Genomic DNA, 17749 nt, shown 5'->3' on the forward strand with positions numbered 1-17749 from the left:
CTATTATTCACTACTCACTACTCACTATTCACTACTCACTATTCGCTACTATGTGCCTGCCCGCCTTATCAACCGGTTGATGAAATCGAGCTTCTGCACCACCGGTGGCGAGAGCACGAAGGGATAGCTGTCGGGCTGGCCCATGCTGCGCTGGATGCTGTTCAGCGCCACGCTCAAGGGGATCCAGGCATCGACCAGCGTCTGCGCATCCGTGGCGCGATAGGGATCGAAATCGACTTCCGCCGCCATGCCCTCGTGGCGGCGTAGTTCGGTCGAAAGTCCGAACGACTGCGCCGTTTCCAGCGTATCGACGATATGGAAGAAATGGGCCCAGCATTCGGCAAAATCCTCGGCCGGATGGCTGCTGGCATAGGTGCTGATGAAGCGTGCCTGCCAGTCGGCGGGGGGCCCCTGCTCGTAGTTGCGTTTCAGGGCTTCCGCGTAATCCGCCCGCTCGTCGCCGAACAGCCACCGGGCCTCGTTCAGCGTCTGGTCGTCGCGGACAAGCTGGGACCAATAGAAGTGGCCGATCTCGTGGCGGAAATGTCCGAGCAGCGTGCGGTAAGGCTCGTTCATCGATACACGCACGCTCTCGCGCGTGGCATCATTGGCTTCCGCCGCGCGCAGTCTGATCAGCCCATCCTCGTGGCCGGTCATGGCGGGCACCAGATAGCCGTAGGCATCGACCTCGTCGGCGAGGAAATCGAAGACAAGCCCGCCATATGGGTCAACGTCACGTCCCGGTCGCGGCAGATTCCAGCGCAACAGGGAATAGAACAGATGCCGCTGCGCCTGGCCGATCTTCTGCCAGCGCGCCAGCCCCTCCGTGTTATCGGTGACCGGCACGATGCGGTTGTAGCGGCAGGCCTGGCAATAGACATGGTTGTCGTTGGTCGAGATCAGCCAATTGCATGTATCGTGCGCGGCATTGGCGCAGAATCGGACATCTGCCTCATGGCGCGACGGCACCTGCCACAAGTCACCGCCTGCCGGCGTCAGCGCCTGCACCGCCATGGCCTCCGGCAGGAAGCCGAGCCGCGAGCCGCAGTTGATGCAAACACGGTTGTCGAAATGGACCGGGTTTCCGCAATTGCCGCATTCGTAAAGTCTCATGAAAGATCGTCCGCCCAATGGTCAGCATGCGATGTCGAGGAAATCGGATGCCCTAATCAAAAAAATAAAGCAGACAGTCCCGCAGAGGAATGCCCGCCGGCGCGAAGCACAGCGGGCATCGGCGCTGAAATCTTCCATCCAGTTGAACCCGTCAGGACAGTCGATCCGCGCACCTCGAAGCCGCCGCCATCTTACTGACGAGAGAGGAGCGGCAAACCGGTTTACATGCGATCAACGGCGCCTTTCACTGCACTCTTGGCCTTGCCAGCCGCTGACTGGACCTTGCCCTTGACTTCTTGGCCCTTGACTTCCTGGCCCTTGACTTCCTGGCCCTTGACTTCCTGGCCTTTGCCTTCCGCCAGCAGCTTCCTGCTGCCGGTTGCCTTGCCGGCCGCCTGTTTGGCTTTGCCTGCGGCCTGGTTGGCTGCGCCGGAAATCTTGCCGGACGTGCTGCCCATGATCGGTCTCCTTGAAGGGTTGAGGACAGGATCAGGCGTCATATCCTTGCGTTCAGAAAACGGTGGGCAGATCGAATTGTTCCCGCAAAAAGCAGCAAGGGCGGAAAAATCCGCCTGTCAGGCGTGACCGGCATCCATGGAGAGCATGGCCGGAGCAACGCCCATCAGCGCCAGCGCCCGATCATATTTGTCGCCGAGATCGCGGTCGAAGATCAGTTCCTCGCTCGCCGGGCAATTCAGCCAGCCATTGCTGGCGATCTCGCTTTCCAGCTGACCGGCGCCCCAGCCGGCATAACCCAGCATCATCATCGCCTTGGAAGGCCCCTCGCCGCGCGAAATGGCACGAACGATGTCGAGCGTTGCCGTCAGGCAGATGTCGTCGCTGACCGGAATACTGGATTCGCTCAGGTAATCGTCGGAATGCAGGACGAAGCCGCGGCCGGTTTCGACAGGCCCGCCTGTCTGGATCTGGAAATTACGGGTGATGGTCGGCAAACGGATAGCTTCGGCCTGATCGATGATCTGCAGGTGAAGAAGCACATCCGGAAAGGTCAATTGCTGCGGACGGTTGAGCACGAAACCCATGGCGCCGTCACTCGAATGGGCGCAGACGAAGATGACCGTGCGGGCAAAATTGCTGTCGAACATGCCGGGCATGGCGATCAGGAACTGACCGTCTAGCAAACCGCGCTCGCGTTTCTTCTGGAATGTCGCCATCATGGTGTCAGCCTTCTGGGTCAAATGAAAAGCGTTTCCACCCCCGCCTTTTGGTTTTGAGGCTTTTCCCGGGTTTCCTCGTTTCGCCTCCATCAAGAGAAAATGATCCGGAGGTGAAAGCGGGCATCTTTAAACCATGCCCCAAAACCGGTAAGCCTCATCCTCATGAAACATCATCGTCTCCTAGAGAATGTGACTCATTTGGCGGCGCTGGCAAGCCTTGCCGGATATTTTTTTATTGCGCCCAGTGCAGACGCCGCGCAGAGCGAGTGGGCGCGTTCCGAAGGCGGCGATATCCGCATCGTGGCCGACAGGCCGCAGCCAGACGGGACGATCCCCGCCATCCTCGACATCCGCCTGAAGCCCGGCTGGAAGACCTATTGGCTGGAGCCCGGAGCAAGCGGCATCCCGCCGCAGGTGCGTATCGACCCGAAGGACGGCATCTCCTTTTCCGGAATGCGCTTTCCGGCACCGAAGAGCTTTGGCGACGGTGTCGGCGGCTATACGGGTTATGACAAATCCGTGGCCTTTCCGCTCCTGTTGAAGAGCGAGAAGAGCGGCAACCTGTCTCTCAAGGCCTCTGTCTTCCTCGGTATCTGCAAGGATATCTGCATCCCTGTCCAGGCCGAGCTCAGCCTTTCGTTGACCGAAGGTGCTGCTGAAAATCCCCTCGATAAGGCCCGGATTGACGATGCCGTTGCCGCCTTGCCGGGCCAACCATCCGAGACGTTCAAGGTCAAGGCCGCGTCCTTCGATACCGCCGGCAAGCGCCTTCGTCTGTCGCTGGTGTTCCCCGGTGTGTCCGCCGAAACACCGCCCGAGCTCTTCCTTGCAGGTCCGCCCGGCTACAGCTTCGGCAAACCCGAAAACGTCACCGTAGCGAACGGCGAGTTTACGGCTGAAGTGCCGGTGCGGGTTCCCGCAAAAGGCGGCGCGCTGAAGAGCGGATCGGTCCTGCTCGTCGCAAGGTCCGGCGAGCGCAGCATGGAAACCCCGCTTGCCTTTGACTGAGGCAAATCTATATTCCTTCCCAACCCAACGGAGCGCCCGACCCAACGGAGCGTCTGCGCTTCCGCCTTTCCGAAAAGCCTCAAGGAGTAAGACCGTGACCATTTCTGTCGGAGACAAGCTGCCTGCCGCAACCTTCAAGGAAAAGACCGCCGACGGCCCGGTCGAGATCACCACCGACCAGCTGTTTGCCGGCAAGAAGGTCGTTCTGTTTGCGGTTCCCGGCGCCTTCACGCCGACCTGCTCGCTCAATCACCTGCCCGGCTATCTGGAAAACCGCGACGCGATCCTGGCACGCGGCATCGACGACATCGCCGTCGTCGCCGTCAACGACCTGCACGTGATGGGCGCCTGGGCGACTGCGTCCGGCGGCATGGGCAAGATCCATTTCCTCTCCGACTGGAACGCCGCCTTCACCAAGGCGCTCGGCATGGACATCGACCTCTCCGCCGGCACGCTCGGGGTGCGCTCGAAGCGCTATTCGATGCTGGTGGAGGACGGCGTCGTGAAGACGCTGAACGTCGAGGAGAGCCCCGGCCAGGCAACCGTTTCGGCTGCCGCGGCGATGCTGGAGCAGATCTGAGGCAAAACGGCCGGCTCCGCCTCATCGGAGCCGGCCGTTTTCAGTTATATCTGGGTCATGCCGCCATCGACGCTCAGTTCGATGCCGTTGACATAGCCGGCGTCCGCCGAGGCGAGAAAAGTAATCGTGGTCGCGATCTCTTCCGGCTGAGCGACGTAGCCAAGCGGCACGGCCTGTTCGGCATGGCTGTGCAGGGCGGCGATCTGCTGCTCGTCCATCTTCAAGCCGTTTTCCAAGATTGGGGTGCGCGTCAGTCCGGGGCTGACGGCGTTGACGCGGATTTTTCGCTCCTTGAGATCATTGGCAAGCGTTCGGGCAAAAGAGCGCACAGCCGCCTTCGACGCATTGTAGAGGCTGAGCTCCGCCATTCCCTTGTTGGCAACGATCGAGGCATTGAGCACGACGGCCCCGCCATCCGGAACGAGCGGCAAGAGGGTCTGCACGGTAAAAAACAGGCCTTTGACGTTGATATCGAAGGTCTTGTCGAATTCGGCCTCGCTCGTTGCGCCGAAGCTATTCTTTTCCGCGATGCCGGCATTGGCGAAAAGCACATCGACATTGTCGCCGCGCTTCTCGATTTCCGCCTTGAGCTTCTCAATATCGCCGATCTTCGAGACATCCGAGACCACCGGAACGGCACGCTCGCCGAGCGCCTCCACTGCTGCATCGAGGCTCTTGCGCGTACGCCCGGTGACATAGACGCGCCTTGCCCCTTCCTTAAGAAAGGCGCTCGCCGTCGCCAGACCGATACCGGTCGAGCCGCCCGTTACAACCACCACCCGATCGTCAAATCTCTTCGTCATAAACATTCCTTCCTTATTTCCGTATTACGGTATTTCGAAATTACCGAAATATTGAAGTCTGTCAATCGGTGTGTTATCTGCGGTTCATGAGCCAGTTCTTTCATCCGTCGCGAGACGACATAACCCTGACAGGCGTCATGACCGCGCTCGGAGACCCGACGCGGCTGGCGATCGTAAAAACACTCTATTGTTCGGCAGACGGCAGGAATTGCGGCGAAGCGGCCGCCCCTTTTCCCGACATGGCACGCTCGACCCTTTCGGGCCACTTCCGGGTCCTGCGAGAATCAGGCGTCATTCAGACCACCAAGAAGGGTGTCGAGAATATCAACGTGGTACGTCTCGACGATCTCGAAGCCCGCTTTCCGGGGCTTTTGGCAAAGGTCATGTCCTATTAACGATGCCGCCAGGGCGGTGCCCAAAATAATGCTCGAGCGGCGCCGGCCGCCGACCCTCACCCCGCGCGGTGTTCGACGAGTTTGGCGAGTTGCTCGACAACGGTGCCCCAGCCGTCGTAGAAGCCCATTTCCGCATGCATGTTCCGGTCGGCATTGTTCCTGTGCATCACATGGGCCGTATAATCCGTGCCGTCCGGGTGATCCTGCAGCGTGATGATCGCCGTCATGAAAGGCTGTTCGGCAGGCCGCCAGCCACCGACCAGCGCGTTGGTAAAGACGATCCGTTCGCCATCGGCGATGTCGAGGAAGCAGGCGTCCAGATGCGGCGTGAAGTCGCCGCCATCCTCGCTCATCCGGGTGACGAACGCGCCGCCGGGGTGCATATCCATGTCCACGACCTTGCATCTGGCCGGTGCCGGGATCCACCATTGTTCGAAGCTGGCGGGATCGGTCCAGGCGCTCCAGACGCGCGAACGCGGTGCCCTGATGACACGCGAAATCGTCAGATCGAGATCGGGGTTGAAAGATCGGGTCATTGGGTTTCTCCCTTCGTTTGAGCGGCGGCAACGAACCGCTCGAGCCTGTCGGTGCGGCCTTCCCAGAGGGCGCGCTGTTCGGATAGCCATGCTTCGACCGCGGCGAACTGCCTCTTCTCGATGACACAGGTCCTGACGCGACCTTCCTTGCGCGTCCGGATCAAACCGCTGCCCTCAAGAAAATGGATGTGTTTCATGAAGGAGGGCAAAGCCATCTCGAACGGCCTTGCGAGATCGCTGATGCTTGCCGGGCCCCTGCCCAACCGCGCCAGAACGGCCCGGCGGGTGGGGTCCGCCAGCGCTTGAAAAACGCCGTTCAGCTGTTCCGAATACTGTTCCATAAGGCTAAGTATCATCGCAAGACACTTAGCGCAAGAGCTAAGTAAGTTTAATGCGGCATGGCTTTGGGAACGGCGGATCGTCAAGCCGCGTCACCTTGCCGGGAAAGGTCAGGCGTCCTGTCCAATATTTTCGCTTTGCCTAATTTATCAAAAGGAGCAAACTGCGCGCCGTGGGTGCTTTTGGTGAGCATCTCCTCAAAGCTATGGGGGGTATCATGACACTTGCAATCAATGATCTCGCGCCGGATTTCACGGCAACAACCACCGAAGGTGAGATCCGGTTCCACGACTGGATTGGCGATTCCTGGGCGGTGCTTTTCTCGCATCCGAAGGATTTTACGCCGGTATGCACCACCGAACTGGGGTATATGGCCCGGATCAAACCCGAATTCGACAAGCGCGGCGTGAAAATCATCGGCCTTTCGGTCGATCCGCTGGACCGTCATTCCGGCTGGGTGAAGGACATCGAGGAAACGCAAGGGTTCGCACCAAACTTCCCGATGATTGCCGACACCGACTACACCGTGTCGAAGCTCTACGGCATGCTTCCGGCAGCAGTATCGGGCGACCCGACACAGCGCACCCCGGCCGACAATCAGACCGTGCGAAACGTCTTTGTCGTCGGCCCGGACAAGAAGATCAAGCTGATCCTCGTCTATCCGATGACCACCGGCCGCAATTTCGACGAGGTGCTGCGCGTGATCGACTCGCTGCAACTCACCGCCAAGCACAAGGTCGCGACGCCGGTGAACTGGAAGCAGGGTGAAGACGTGATCATCGCCGGTTCCGTGACGGACGACGACGCGCGGAAGCAATACCCGCAAGGCTGGCGCGCGCCCAAACCCTATATCCGGATCGTGCCGCAGCCGCAGGGATAGTGGCGATGCTCAGGGCCAGTGCAAGAGACGCGCAAAGGAGCCGCCGATGATCTTCCGTCAGCTGTTCGATAGCGTGTCCGGCACCTATACCTACCTCATTGCCAGCCGGCATGGGGGAGAGGCGCTGATCATCGACCCGGTCCTGGAAAAGGTCGATCGCTACCTGCAGCTGGTGCGAGAGCTTGATCTCAGGCTGGTCAAGGCCGTCGATACGCATCTGCACGCCGATCACATCACCGGGCTCGGTGCATTGCGCGACCGCACGCACTGCATCACGGTAATGGGCGAGCAGACACAGGCCGACGTGGTCTCGATGCGTGTGACGGAAGGCGACCGCGTTGCGATCGAGGGCCTGAGCCTCGATGTGCTCTACACGCCCGGCCATACGGATGATTCCTATTCCTTCTTGATGGGCGGCCGGGTGTTCACCGGCGATACGCTGCTCATTCGCGGTACCGGGCGCACCGATTTCCAGAATGGCGACCCGCGCCAGCAATATGATTCCATTTTCAACAAGCTGCTCAAATTGCCGGACGAGACGCTGGTCTTTCCTGCCCATGACTACAAGGGCGATACCGTTTCGACCATCGGCGAGGAGAAGCGGTTCAACCCGCGCCTCAGGGTTCAATCGGTCGACGAATATGTCGACATCATGAACAATCTGAACCTGCCCAACCCGAAGATGATGGATGTGGCGGTGCCCGCCAATATCCATGTCGGCCTTCACCAGGAGGAGATTGCGCGTAGAGGTTGGGCAGTTTCGGCGGCCGAGGCATTGGCGCTCAGCGGCCGCCCCGACATTGCGATCGTCGACCTGCGCGAGAAGGCGGAACGCGAAAAGCACGGAACCATTCCGGGCGCGCTGCACGCACCCTATCCGGAATTGCAGGAAAACATCGGTGCGGGCGGCATGCTGCATGAGCTGGCGGCAGCCACCGGCAAGCGGATCGTCTTCTATTGCGCCTTCGGCGAGCGTTCGGCGATGGCGGTCGAGGCCGCCCAGGATGCCGGCCTGACGAGCGCCTGCCACCTCGAGGGCGGCATCGACGCCTGGAAGAAGGCGAACGGACCGGTGGTCCGATAACCCGCTTCGCCGGCTTGGCGGTGACTTGCGGGCGCGATGTTGATCGCCGGGGCAATTCCGTTGAGCCTTCGCATGGCTTGGCCACGTTTCATTGTGATGGCCGCCCCGGCAGATCGCTCGACCCAGTGGCTAAGTGGATTGCCGCAATGAAACCGCGATGGGCGCTTCTTGCTACTTTTTGTCTTCTTGGGGGAAGTCCGTCTGCCGAGCAATATTCAGTTGCCGTAGATCTGGAACTGGTCATTGCCGTCGATGTCTCCTACTCAATGGAAATCGATGAGCAGCATTTTCAGCGTCAAGGCTACGTGGACGCATTCCGCAGGCCGGAGATCCTCAAAGCCTTGCAGAGCGGAACGCTCGGCAGGATTGCGGTCACCTATATCGAGTGGGGCGGCTCGGCCGTCCAAATCGTGCCCTGGACGCTGATTGAAGGTCCGGAGACGGCGGCACAGTTTTCGGAGATGTTGCGCCAACAGCCGATAAGGCGAATCTCCTTCACCTCGATCTCCAACGCGCTTGCGTTTGCACGAGAGCTTTTTCAAACCAGCCCATTTCGAGGGGCCCAGCGCGTGATCGATGTCTCCGGCGATGGACCCAACAATGCCGGGGTCCCGGCGCCGGTCGGCAGAAATACGACCGTTGCTCAGGGCATCGTCATTGACGGCCTTCCCATTATGTTGAAGGCCGCGCCGGATTCGGCATCGATTCCGGATCTCGATGTCTATTATCAGGAATGCGTCATCGGCGGAGATGGGGCATTTTTGTTGAAGGTAACGAATGTGTCCCAATTTGCCGAAGCTATCCTGCGCAAGCTCATTATCGAGATTTCAGGACTAGAGGTAAGCGGCCCTCTGCGGCGCCAAACAGGACTGATACGGGTTGAATACCCTCAGCCCTACAATTGTTTTATCGGCGAAGAGATGCAGGAGCGTACCATTGGAAAGTAGCTCAACCTCGCTTCGCCCTGTGGCGATGGACGGTGAAACCCTCCGCCTTCCCTCTCACCGCTTCTTCTTGAACGGCTCCATGCCCTTGCGGGCCAGTTCGTCGGCGCGCTCGTTTTCCGGGTGGCCGGCATGGCCCTTGACCCAGTGCCAGGTCACCTTGTGACGCTGGTTGGCAGCATCGAGCGCCTGCCAGAGTTCGCCGTTCTTCACCGGCTTCTTGTCGGAGGTCTTCCAGCCGTTTCTCTTCCAGCCGTGGATCCACTTGCCGATGCCGTCCATGACGTATTTCGAGTCGGTGTGCAGATCGACCTCGCACGGGCTCTTTAGGCTGTTGAGCGCCGTGATCGCCGCCAGAAGCTCCATGCGGTTGTTGGTGGTCTCGGGCTCGCCGCCGCACAAGTCCTTCTCGACCTCGCCATAGCGCAGCACCGCGCCCCAACCGCCCGGCCCCGGATTTCCGGAGCAGGCTCCGTCGGTGAAGATATCAACATGTTTCATGCGGGTTGGCTTTCGGCGATAAGGCCATATTCGGCGGCAGTGGCAACGGAGCGGTGGAACTGCAACTTCTTCAGATATTCGAGTGGGTCTTTCTTCACCACCAGCGCGCCCGGCGGGGTCATCAGCCAGTCGTAAAGCCGCGTAAGGAAGAAGCGCAAGGCTGATCCGCGCGCGAGCAGCGGCAGGGCCGCGATCTCGGCTGCGGTCAGCGGCCGCACGCTCTGATAGCCGGACAGAAGCGCCATGCCCTTGGTCATGTTGAAGGCGCCGTCCTTTTCGAAGCACCAGGCGTTCAAGCAGACGGAGACGTCATAGGCGAGGAAGTCGTTGCAGGCGAAATAGAAGTCGATCAGGCCGGACAGTTCGTTGCCGAGGAAGAAGACGTTGTCCGGGAAAAGATCGGCATGGATGACGCCTTCCGGCAGGTTCTTCGGCCAATTGGCTTCGAGAAAATCGAGCTCGGTGGCGATCTCGGTTTTCAGGCCCGGCTGCACCTCGTCGGCACGGTTGCGGGAATTGTTCCAGAGCGGCCGCCAGCCTTCGACGGACAGCGCATTGCGGCGGCGGATCTCGAAGCCCTCTCCCGCCACATGCATCGCCGCCAGCGCCTTGCCGACCTCGCGGCAATGATTGGCGTCGGGCTTGCGCAGCCACATGCCTTCGAGGAAGGAGATGACGGCGGCCGGCCGGCCGGAAAGTTCGCCGAGCAATTTGCCGTCGGCGCGCGGCAGCGGCAGCGGGCAGGAAAGCCCCTTGTCGGCCAGATGATGCATCAGTCCGAGGAAGAACGGCAGGTCGTTCTGGTCCACCCGCTTTTCATACAGCGTCAGGATGTAGGAACCCTTGGTCGTGTGCAGCAGGAAATTGGTGTTTTCCACGCCCTCGGCAATGCCCTTGTAGGAGGTGAGCCGGCCGACATCGTACTGCTTCAGGAAGCCGCTGAGATCGTCTTCGGTGATGTCGGTGTAAACTGCCAAGGTCTGTTCTCGCGGTTGTGAGTTTTGAAATTGTTTTGCCGGGGCATGGATCCTCGGGTCAGGCCCGAGGATGACGGAGGGAGGGAGCAATCGCAACGGTGACGGCTGGCTTGAGAATGGCAGGAAACCCGAGGTCGTCATCCTCGGGCCTGACCCGAGGATCCATGCCACCTGCCCTCATAGCCTAATCCCCATTCACGAACGCCATGTCCTGGGCGGTCAGCGGCACGTGGCGAAGCTCGCGGTTGACGAGGAAATTCTCGGTCTCCTCGACCGTATCGGCAAGCTCGACTGCAGCATCGTAGCGCTCGCGAAAAGCCTCGATGATCTCGTTGACGATGACTTCCGGTGCCGACGCGCCGGCCGACAGGCCTACGGTAGAGATATCGCCGACCGCATCCCAGTCGATTTCCGACGCGCGCTGGACAAGCACGGATTTTTTTGCGCCGGCCCGAAGGGCAACCTCGACCAGCCGCTTGGAATTGGACGAATTCGGCGCACCGACGACGAGGAAGAGATCGCAGCCGGGAGCGGCCTGCTTCACGGCTTCCTGGCGGTTGGTCGTGGCATAGCAGATCGAATCGGCGGCGGGTGCCGTCAGGTTGGGAAAGCGTTCATGCAGCCGCTTGATGACGCCGGCCGTGTCATCGACCGACAGCGTCGTCTGGGTAACGAAGCCGAGATTGTCCGGATCCGGCGGCACGTAATTGTCCGCGTCCTCGACGGTCTCGATCAGCGAAACGGCGCCTTCGGGCAATTGCCCCATGGTGCCGATGACTTCCGGATGGCCGGCATGGCCGATCAGCACGACATGGCGGCCGAGACGCTGGTGGCGCATCGCCTGTTTGTGCACCTTCGACACCAGCGGGCATGTCGCATCGAGATAGAAAAGATTGCGGCTATCGGCATCGGCGGGCACGGATTTCGGCACGCCATGGGCAGAAAAGACGACCGGCTGCTTGCGATGTTCGGCTGGGATCTCGTCCAGTTCCTCGACGAAGATCGCCCCCTTGGCTTCCAAGCCCTCGACGACATAACGATTGTGCACGATCTCGTGGCGGACATAGACCGGGGCGCCATATTCCTTCAGCGCCAGAACGACGATCTGGATCGCCCGGTCGACGCCGGCGCAGAAGCCGCGCGGGCCGCAGAGGCGGATGGTGATCGGTTTCTTTGCGATGAGAGAAGACGCCATTTATCAGGATGCCAGAACAGTGAATACAAGTGCCAGGATCGCCGGGCCACCCTGCACCAACAGGATGCGCGGCTTGACCGACCATGCGCCATATATAGCGGCAACGATCACGCACACAAGGAAGAACAGTTTCAACTGAAAGGCAAATTCCGCCGGCGAAGCCACGAGAGACCAGACAAGGCCGGCGGCGAGAAAGCCGTTGTAAAGCCCCTGATTGGCCGCCAGCACCTTCGTTGCCTGTGCCTGCTCGGCGGACATGCGAAACACTTTATGTCCCTGCGGCCCGGTCCAGAGAAACATTTCGAGCACGAGAAAGCCGATATGCATCACGGCGGTCAAGGCAATCAGGATAGTGGCGATGATGGTCATGAACTCCCCCGGCAGTCGTTATATGCGTTGAAGGCAACGCGTCCGAATTATCTTTTCCGCCGGAAGATGAACACGCCGCTGACTGCGACCAGCGCCGCGGCCAGGCCATACCAGGTGACGGCATATTGCAGATGGTTGTTCGGCAGGTCGAATTGCGTGACGCCGCCGATCGGCATGCCGCCCGGATTGGGCGTTGCGTCCGCATCGACGAAGAACTGGACGGTACGGGCCGGATCAAGACCGGCGCTCGATGCCATGACGTCAAGATCCTTCCAGTAGAAGATGTTCTTGGCGATATCATTGTCCGGCACCACCCAGGACGGCTTCGCGGCGAGTTTGACGCGGGAAAGACCAGTGACGGTCTGCTCGCCGGTCAATTGCCCCTGCTTGCGCATCTCCGGCTCCTTGCGCTCGAAGGAGACGAAGCCGCGATTGACGAGAAGGGCGCGGCCATCGGCGAGTTCAAGCGGGGCATAGACATAGTAGCCAGTCCGGCCCTCGTAGGTCGCGAAGAAGTGCCGTTCCTTGTCGTTGAGATAGGTGCCGGTGACCTGCACCGTGCGATAGTCGATGTCCTCGCCGGAATTCGCCATCGCCTCGACTGCGGCCAGATCAACCGGCGGTGCGTTGCGGCGCTCGGTGATCGCTGCCAGCAGACCCTCTTTCCAATGGAGCCGCTGCATCTGCCATGTGCCGAGCGACAGTAGAATGGCAAGCGCGAGCAGAACAAGAACAATGCCCGCGGCGCGGCCGAACAGCCCGCCGCGCTCTCTTCCGCCTGCAGTCTCAGCCACGATCGATCTCGCCTTGGCGCGCATTGTTGCGGAATTGCAGATTGATCAGGATGCCCTTGAGTATGCGCATCAAAACGAGGCTGAAGATACTGGCAAGCGGGATCCAGAGCAGGAAATGCACCCAGAGCGGAGGGTTGATGTTGACCTCCATCCACAGCGCTGCGCCAACGACGATGAAGCCGACGATCAGGATCACGAACACCACCGGGCCATCGCCGGAATCGGCGAACTTGTAATCGAGACCGCAACTGGCGCAGGCTGGCCTCATCTTCAGGAACCCGTCGAACAACTTGCCCTGACCGCAGCGCGGGCAAAGTCCCCTGATCCCGGCCTTGACCGGATCGACCGGCGGGAAATGTGCGCTGTCTTCGTTCATCTGTTCTTTACGTCCCTGTTTGCCTTCTACTTTCCATAACGCATTCGTCGCGCAAGCGATATATCGGCCACCGCGACCTTTGGGCTCATTCGAGCGGCGTGCCGGACAAATCCATCGCCGTAAGGCAGCGTTGCCAACAATGAAAAAGGCGGGCGCCTTGGCACCCGCCTTTTCGATTTCGCAGTTGACGACCCGATCAGCCGTGGGCGAGCGGTGCGCCCCAGCCGCCCCAGACGTAGATCGAGAAGAACAGGAAGAGCCAGACCACGTCGACGAAGTGCCAGTACCAGGCGGCGGCCTCGAAGCCGAAATGGTGCTTCGGGGTGAAATCGCCCTTCAGCGCCCGCAGCAGGCAGACGAGCAGGAAGATCGTGCCCACCAGAACGTGGAAACCGTGGAAACCGGTGGCCATGAAGAAGGTCGCGCCGTAGATCGAGTCCTTGAAGGCGAACGGTGCGTGGGCATATTCGTAGGCCTGGACGGTCGAGAACAGGATGCCGAGCAGCACGGTCAGCGTCAGGCCGCTGACAAGACCCTTGCGGTCGTCGTGCAACAGCGAATGGTGCGCCCAGGTAACGCAGGTGCCCGAGAGCAGCAGGATCACGGTGTTGTAGAGCGGCAGGTGCCAGGGATCGAGAACCTCGATGCCCTTCGGCGGCCAGACGCCGCCGGTAAAGGCCGTGCGCGTTGCCTGGATGGCTTCGCCCGAAAAGAGACTTGCGTCAAAGAAGGCCCAGAACCAGGCGACGAAGAACATCACTTCCGAAGCGATGAACATGATCATGCCATAGCGCAGATGCAGCGACACGACGCGGGTGTGGTGGCCCTCATGCGCTTCCTTGATCGTGTCCGACCACCAGCCGAACATCGTGTAGAGCACGACGACAAGACCGATGAAGAACACCCAGGGGTTGGCAAGCTCGAGGCCGAACATCTTGAACGAACCACCGGCCAGGTAGCGCATGTAGGCAACGCCGCCGAAGGCCATGATGAAGGCACCGATCGAGGCCAGAAGCGGCCAGGGGCTCGGGTCGATGATGTGGTAGTCGTGGTTTTTCTGATGCGCACCGGCCATGTGATAATCCCCGATAAGTCTTTCTCGTGTCGTCGTTTCCGGCTTAGCCGAAAACGGTGATCTGTCAAAGTTTGTTGTCAGTCTCCGCCGGCTTCACCGTCAGGCCGGCAATCGGCTTCGACGGTTCGCGGGCGTAGAACGTGTAGGAAAGCGTCAGCGTGTTGATGCCCTTGGTCTCGACCGTATTGACGATCTCCGGATCGACGAAGAACACCACCGGCATCTCCATCTTTTCACCGGGCTGCAGCGTCGTCTCGGTAAAGCAGAAGCACTGCACCTTGTTGAAATAGGCGCCGGCTGCCATCGGCGTGACGTTGAAAACCGCCTGACCGGTCGTCGGCTTCTTCGACAGGTTCGTCGCCTCGAACTCAACCTGCACCGTCTCGCCGATCTTCAGTTCGATCTCGCGCTGGACCGGCTTGAAGTCCCAGGGCAGCCCCGGTGCCGTGTTGGCGTCAAAGGTCACCTTGATGGTCTTGTCGAGGATGACGTCGGAAGCCTGCTCGACGCGCTTCGTCGTGCCGTTGTAGCCGGTGACCTTGCAGAACATGTCGTAGAGCGGCACGGCGGCATAGGCCATGCCGACCATGCCGAGCACGAAGGCGAGGCAGGACGCGACGATGACGCCGTTTGCCCGGTCCTTCTTCTGGTCTGCCTTGTTCGCCGTTGTCATGATCTTTTGATCCTACTGGACCATGCCGCTGCTGAATTTGATCAGCGTCACGACATAGAAGGCAGCAACGAGACCGAAGAGCACGACGCCGAGCGCGATGTTGCGGCCACGGCGCGATTTCTTCTGGGCGTCCGTCAGTCTCACGAGTTCCATCAGGCAACCTTTCCGACAGTGAGCCACATCGTGGCAATCAGATGATCGACCATCAACGCGGAGAAGATCGCGAAGAGATAAAGGATCGAGAAGGCAAAGAGCTTTTTGGCCGGGATCATCTTCTCGTCGCCCTCCGGCATGCGGTGAACGCCGATCGAATACCAGATGAAGCCGAGACCAAGACAGGCAGCGAAGGCGCCGTAAATGGTGCTCGCAAAGCCGAGTGCGGTCGGCACGACGCCGATGACGGCCGTCAGCAACGCATAGATGACGATCTGGTTCTTGGTCGTCGCCTCGCCGCAGACATTCGGCATCATCGGCACGCCGACTGCGCCATAGTCGCGCATCTTGAACAGCGCGAGCGCCCAGAAATGCGCCGGGGTCCAGAGGAAAGTGATCAGGAAAAGCACGATGCTTTCGATCGAAATTCCGTTCGTCACGCAGGCCCAGCCGATCATCGGCGGGAATGCGCCGGCGGCTCCGCCGATGACGATGTTCTGCGGCGTCGAGCGCTTGAGCCACATCGTGTAGATGACGACGTAGAAGAAAATAGTGAAGGCGAGCAGCCCGGCCGACAGCCAGTTGACGACGATGCCGAGAATGCAGACGGAGAAGGCCGAAAGCGTCAGGCCGAAGGCGAGCGCCTCGTGCGGAAGGATCTTGCCCGCCGGGATCGGCCGCTTGGCCGTGCGGGTCATCACCGCATCGATATCGGCGTCGTACCACATGTTGAGGGCACCGGAGGCTCCGGCGCCCACGGCGATACAGAGGATCGCGATAAAGCCGATGAAGGGATGGATGTGGCCCGGCGCCAGCACCATGCCGGCAAGCGCAGTAAATACCACCAGCGACATGACGCGTGGCTTCAACAGCTCAAAGAAATCGCGCGCAGTGGCTTCCGAAAGACGGGCGCCGCCTTCCGTGCCGATTGCCTCGTGATTGTCGATGACCCTCATGTCCTGTCCTTGAATTCGTCCGGCGCGTATCCCGCGCCGTCTTGCCGGTCCTCCCCGGCGTGGAGCGAAGCCGCCGTTGCCGGCGGCTTCGGATTGAAAGCGGCGCTTACTTGATGCGCGGCAGCTGTTCCCACTGGTGGAACGGCGGCGGCGATGTCAGCTGCCATTCCAGCGTGTTCGCGCCCTCGCCCCACGGATTGTCGCCGGCAACACGCTTCCTGGCGAAGGCTTCGAAGACGCAGAAGAGGAAGATCAGAACGCCGACGGCCGAGATGTAGGAGCCGTAGGACGATACCATGTTCCAGCCGGCATAGGCATCCGGATAGTCGATGTAGCGGCGCGGCATTCCGGCAAGACCGAGGAAGTGCTGCGGGAAGAACACCAGGTTGACGCCGACGAACATCACCCAGAAGTGCAGCTTGCCGAGGAATTCCGAATACATGTAGCCGGTCATCTTCGGGAACCAGTAGTACCAGGCAGCAAAGATCGCGAAGACGGCGCCGAGCGACAGAACGTAGTGGAAGTGGGCAACCACGTAGTAGGTGTCGTGCAGCGAACGGTCGAGGCCGGCATTGGCGAGCTGAACGCCCGTGACGCCGCCGACGGTGAACAGGAAGATGAAGCCGATCGCCCAGACCATCGGCGTGGTGAAGCGGATCGAGCCGCCCCACATCGTCGCGATCCAGGAAAAGATCTTCACGCCCGTCGGAACAGCGATGACCATCGTCGCGAAGACGAAGTAACGCTGCGTGTCGAGCGACATGCCGACCGTGTACATGTGGTGCGCCCAGACGATGAAGCCGACGGCGCCGATGGCGACCATGGCATAGGCCATGCCGAGGTAGCCGAAGATCGGCTTCTTCGAGAAGGTCGAGACGATGTGGCTGACGATGCCGAAGCCGGGCAGGATCAGGATGTACACTTCCGGGTGACCGAAGAACCAGAACAGGTGCTGGAACAGGATCGGGTCGCCGCCGCCTTCAGGCGCGAAGAAGGCCGTGCCGAAGTTGCGGTCGGTCAGAAGCATCGTAATGCCGCCTGCCAGAACCGGCAGCGACAGCAGAAGCAGGAAGGCGGTGATCAGCACCGACCAGGCAAACAGCGGCATCTTGTGCAGCGTCATGCCCGGAGCGCGCATGTTGAGGATGGTGGTGATGAAGTTGATCGCACCGAGGATCGAGGAGGCGCCGGCAATGTGCAGGCCGAGGATCACCAGATCCATGGCCGGCCCCGGCTGGCCCGATGTCGAATAGGGCGGATAGACCGTCCAGCCACCGCCCGAACCATAGGCACCCGCCGGGCCTTCGACGAACATCGACAGAAGCACGAGCAGGAATGCCGGAACGATCAGCCAGAAAGAAATGTTGTTCATGCGCGGGAAGGCCATGTCCGGCGCACCGATCATGATCGGCACCATCCAGTTGGCGAAGCCGCCGATCAGCGCCGGCATGACCATGAAGAAGATCATGATCAGCGCGTGGGCGGTCGTGAAGACGTTGAACATATGCTTGCCGGCATCGATGGATGCATCGGGCTCGAAGCCGTACATCATCTGGGCCAGACCGTGAAAGATCTGGATGCCCGGCTCCTGCAGCTCGGCGCGCATGAAGACCGACAGCGTGCCGCCGATGATGCCCGCGAAGATCGCGAAGATCAGGTACAGCGTGCCGATGTCCTTGTGGTTGGTCGAGAGGAACCAGCGCTGGAAGAAGCTCAGCGGCTTATGGGCCTGGTCGTGATCATGGTCGTGCCCATGCCCCTGATGGGCGCCCGGGGCATGGTCATGAAGGTGATCGTGTTGCGCGGTTGTTCCGGCCATG

General features: G+C 60.5%; 23 protein-coding genes. 6 read left to right on the forward strand and 17 right to left on the reverse strand.

The window, feature by feature from the left end:
* Positions 1-48: 48 nt before the first annotated feature.
* The 3 genes from ACSQ3F_RS01165 to ACSQ3F_RS01175 form a co-directional block, all read right to left on the reverse strand.
* Positions 49-1113 (reverse strand): zinc-binding metallopeptidase family protein, encoded by a 1065-nt coding sequence (locus ACSQ3F_RS01165; RefSeq protein WP_436098526.1) that lies wholly within the window; start codon positions 1111-1113, stop codon positions 49-51.
* A gap of 221 nt (positions 1114-1334) precedes the next feature.
* Positions 1335-1571, reverse strand: coding sequence for a CsbD family protein (locus ACSQ3F_RS01170; RefSeq protein ID WP_436098527.1), 237 nt, complete (start codon positions 1569-1571; stop codon positions 1335-1337).
* Between the two features lie 117 nt (positions 1572-1688).
* A complete protein-coding gene (locus tag ACSQ3F_RS01175) occupies positions 1689-2291 on the reverse strand; it encodes a YqgE/AlgH family protein (protein WP_436098528.1) in 603 nt (200 codons plus the stop codon).
* 189 nt (positions 2292-2480) lie between these two features.
* On the opposite strand from ACSQ3F_RS01175, the gene ACSQ3F_RS01180 reads away from it, so the two are divergent.
* Together ACSQ3F_RS01180 and ACSQ3F_RS01185 are read left to right on the forward strand one after the other, a co-directional pair.
* Positions 2481-3299 (forward strand): protein-disulfide reductase DsbD domain-containing protein, encoded by an 819-nt coding sequence (locus ACSQ3F_RS01180; RefSeq protein WP_436098529.1) that lies wholly within the window; start codon positions 2481-2483, stop codon positions 3297-3299.
* A 94-nt stretch (positions 3300-3393) separates the two neighbouring features.
* Complete coding sequence (locus ACSQ3F_RS01185) at positions 3394-3879, forward strand: peroxiredoxin (protein WP_037124501.1); 486 nt, start codon at positions 3394-3396, stop codon at positions 3877-3879.
* Positions 3880-3923: 44 nt separating this feature from the next.
* Here ACSQ3F_RS01185 and ACSQ3F_RS01190 read toward each other — a convergent pair whose 3' ends face one another.
* Positions 3924-4682 carry an SDR family oxidoreductase gene (locus ACSQ3F_RS01190; protein ID WP_436098530.1) on the reverse strand — a complete coding sequence of 253 codons (759 nt, stop codon included), beginning with the start codon at positions 4680-4682 and terminating at the stop codon, positions 3924-3926.
* A gap of 86 nt (positions 4683-4768) precedes the next feature.
* Between ACSQ3F_RS01190 and ACSQ3F_RS01195 the strand changes: the two genes are divergently transcribed.
* The gene (locus ACSQ3F_RS01195) at positions 4769-5077 is read left to right on the forward strand and encodes a helix-turn-helix domain-containing protein (protein WP_037124505.1); all 309 of its coding nucleotides are present in this window, start codon (positions 4769-4771) and stop codon (positions 5075-5077) included.
* A 56-nt stretch (positions 5078-5133) separates the two neighbouring features.
* Here the strand turns inward: ACSQ3F_RS01195 and ACSQ3F_RS01200 are convergent, their stop codons facing one another.
* Entirely contained in the window at positions 5134-5613 is a 480-nt protein-coding gene (locus ACSQ3F_RS01200) for an SRPBCC family protein (RefSeq protein WP_436098531.1), read from the reverse strand.
* Positions 5610-5954, reverse strand: a complete 345-nt coding sequence (locus ACSQ3F_RS01205; protein WP_436102008.1) for an ArsR/SmtB family transcription factor — start codon at positions 5952-5954, stop codon at positions 5610-5612. The genes ACSQ3F_RS01200 and ACSQ3F_RS01205 overlap by 4 nt, the downstream gene beginning before the upstream one ends.
* A 215-nt stretch (positions 5955-6169) precedes the next feature.
* On the opposite strand from ACSQ3F_RS01205, the gene ACSQ3F_RS01210 reads away from it, so the two are divergent.
* The 3 genes from ACSQ3F_RS01210 to ACSQ3F_RS01220 all read left to right on the forward strand — a co-directional run bounded on the left by ACSQ3F_RS01210 (position 6170) and on the right by ACSQ3F_RS01220 (position 8863).
* A complete protein-coding gene (locus tag ACSQ3F_RS01210; protein ID WP_436098532.1) occupies positions 6170-6832 on the forward strand; it encodes a peroxiredoxin in 663 nt (220 codons plus the stop codon).
* Between the two features lie 46 nt (positions 6833-6878).
* Positions 6879-7916 carry an MBL fold metallo-hydrolase gene (locus ACSQ3F_RS01215; RefSeq protein ID WP_436098533.1) on the forward strand — a complete coding sequence of 346 codons (1038 nt, stop codon included), beginning with the start codon at positions 6879-6881 and terminating at the stop codon, positions 7914-7916.
* A 146-nt stretch (positions 7917-8062) separates the two neighbouring features.
* Complete coding sequence (locus tag ACSQ3F_RS01220; protein WP_436098534.1) at positions 8063-8863, forward strand: DUF1194 domain-containing protein; 801 nt, start codon at positions 8063-8065, stop codon at positions 8861-8863.
* 54 nt (positions 8864-8917) lie between these two features.
* Here the strand turns inward: ACSQ3F_RS01220 and rnhA are convergent, their stop codons facing one another.
* The 11 genes from rnhA to ctaD all read right to left on the reverse strand — a co-directional run bounded on the left by rnhA (position 8918) and on the right by ctaD (position 17748).
* On the reverse strand, positions 8918-9361 hold the full coding sequence (gene rnhA, locus ACSQ3F_RS01225; protein ID WP_436098535.1) for a ribonuclease HI: 444 nt from the start codon (positions 9359-9361) through the stop codon (positions 8918-8920).
* On the reverse strand, positions 9358-10338 hold the full coding sequence (locus ACSQ3F_RS01230; RefSeq protein ID WP_436098536.1) for a homoserine kinase: 981 nt from the start codon (positions 10336-10338) through the stop codon (positions 9358-9360). The genes rnhA and ACSQ3F_RS01230 overlap by 4 nt, the downstream gene beginning before the upstream one ends.
* 184 nt (positions 10339-10522) lie before the next feature.
* Positions 10523-11533 (reverse strand): 4-hydroxy-3-methylbut-2-enyl diphosphate reductase, encoded by a 1011-nt coding sequence (gene ispH / locus ACSQ3F_RS01235; protein WP_436098537.1) that lies wholly within the window; start codon positions 11531-11533, stop codon positions 10523-10525.
* A 3-nt stretch (positions 11534-11536) separates the two neighbouring features.
* Positions 11537-11902, reverse strand: a complete 366-nt coding sequence (locus ACSQ3F_RS01240; protein ID WP_436098538.1) for a DUF1304 domain-containing protein — start codon at positions 11900-11902, stop codon at positions 11537-11539.
* 47 nt (positions 11903-11949) lie between these two features.
* Positions 11950-12720 (reverse strand): SURF1 family protein, encoded by a 771-nt coding sequence (locus ACSQ3F_RS01245; protein ID WP_436098539.1) that lies wholly within the window; start codon positions 12718-12720, stop codon positions 11950-11952.
* On the reverse strand, positions 12689-13072 hold the full coding sequence (locus ACSQ3F_RS01250) for a DUF983 domain-containing protein (RefSeq protein ID WP_436098540.1): 384 nt from the start codon (positions 13070-13072) through the stop codon (positions 12689-12691). The genes ACSQ3F_RS01245 and ACSQ3F_RS01250 overlap by 32 nt, the downstream gene beginning before the upstream one ends.
* 196 nt (positions 13073-13268) lie before the next feature.
* Positions 13269-14147, reverse strand: a complete 879-nt coding sequence (locus ACSQ3F_RS01255; protein WP_436098541.1) for a cytochrome c oxidase subunit 3 — start codon at positions 14145-14147, stop codon at positions 13269-13271.
* A gap of 64 nt (positions 14148-14211) precedes the next feature.
* A complete protein-coding gene (locus tag ACSQ3F_RS01260; protein WP_436098542.1) occupies positions 14212-14820 on the reverse strand; it encodes a cytochrome c oxidase assembly protein in 609 nt (202 codons plus the stop codon).
* A 12-nt stretch (positions 14821-14832) separates the two neighbouring features.
* Complete coding sequence (locus ACSQ3F_RS01265; protein WP_436098543.1) at positions 14833-14973, reverse strand: hypothetical protein; 141 nt, start codon at positions 14971-14973, stop codon at positions 14833-14835.
* Positions 14973-15929: a heme o synthase gene (locus ACSQ3F_RS01270; protein ID WP_436098544.1), complete on the reverse strand. Its 957-nt coding sequence runs from the start codon at positions 15927-15929 to the stop codon at positions 14973-14975. Before ACSQ3F_RS01270 ends, ACSQ3F_RS01265 begins: the two co-directional genes overlap by 1 nt.
* A gap of 106 nt (positions 15930-16035) precedes the next feature.
* Complete coding sequence (gene ctaD / locus ACSQ3F_RS01275; protein ID WP_436098545.1) at positions 16036-17748, reverse strand: cytochrome c oxidase subunit I; 1713 nt, start codon at positions 17746-17748, stop codon at positions 16036-16038.
* Between the last annotated feature and the right edge of the window lies 1 nt (position 17749).

The sequence above is a fragment of the Pararhizobium sp. LjRoot238 genome, from assembly GCF_964252955.1.
Lineage (GTDB): Bacteria > Pseudomonadota > Alphaproteobacteria > Rhizobiales > Rhizobiaceae > Pararhizobium.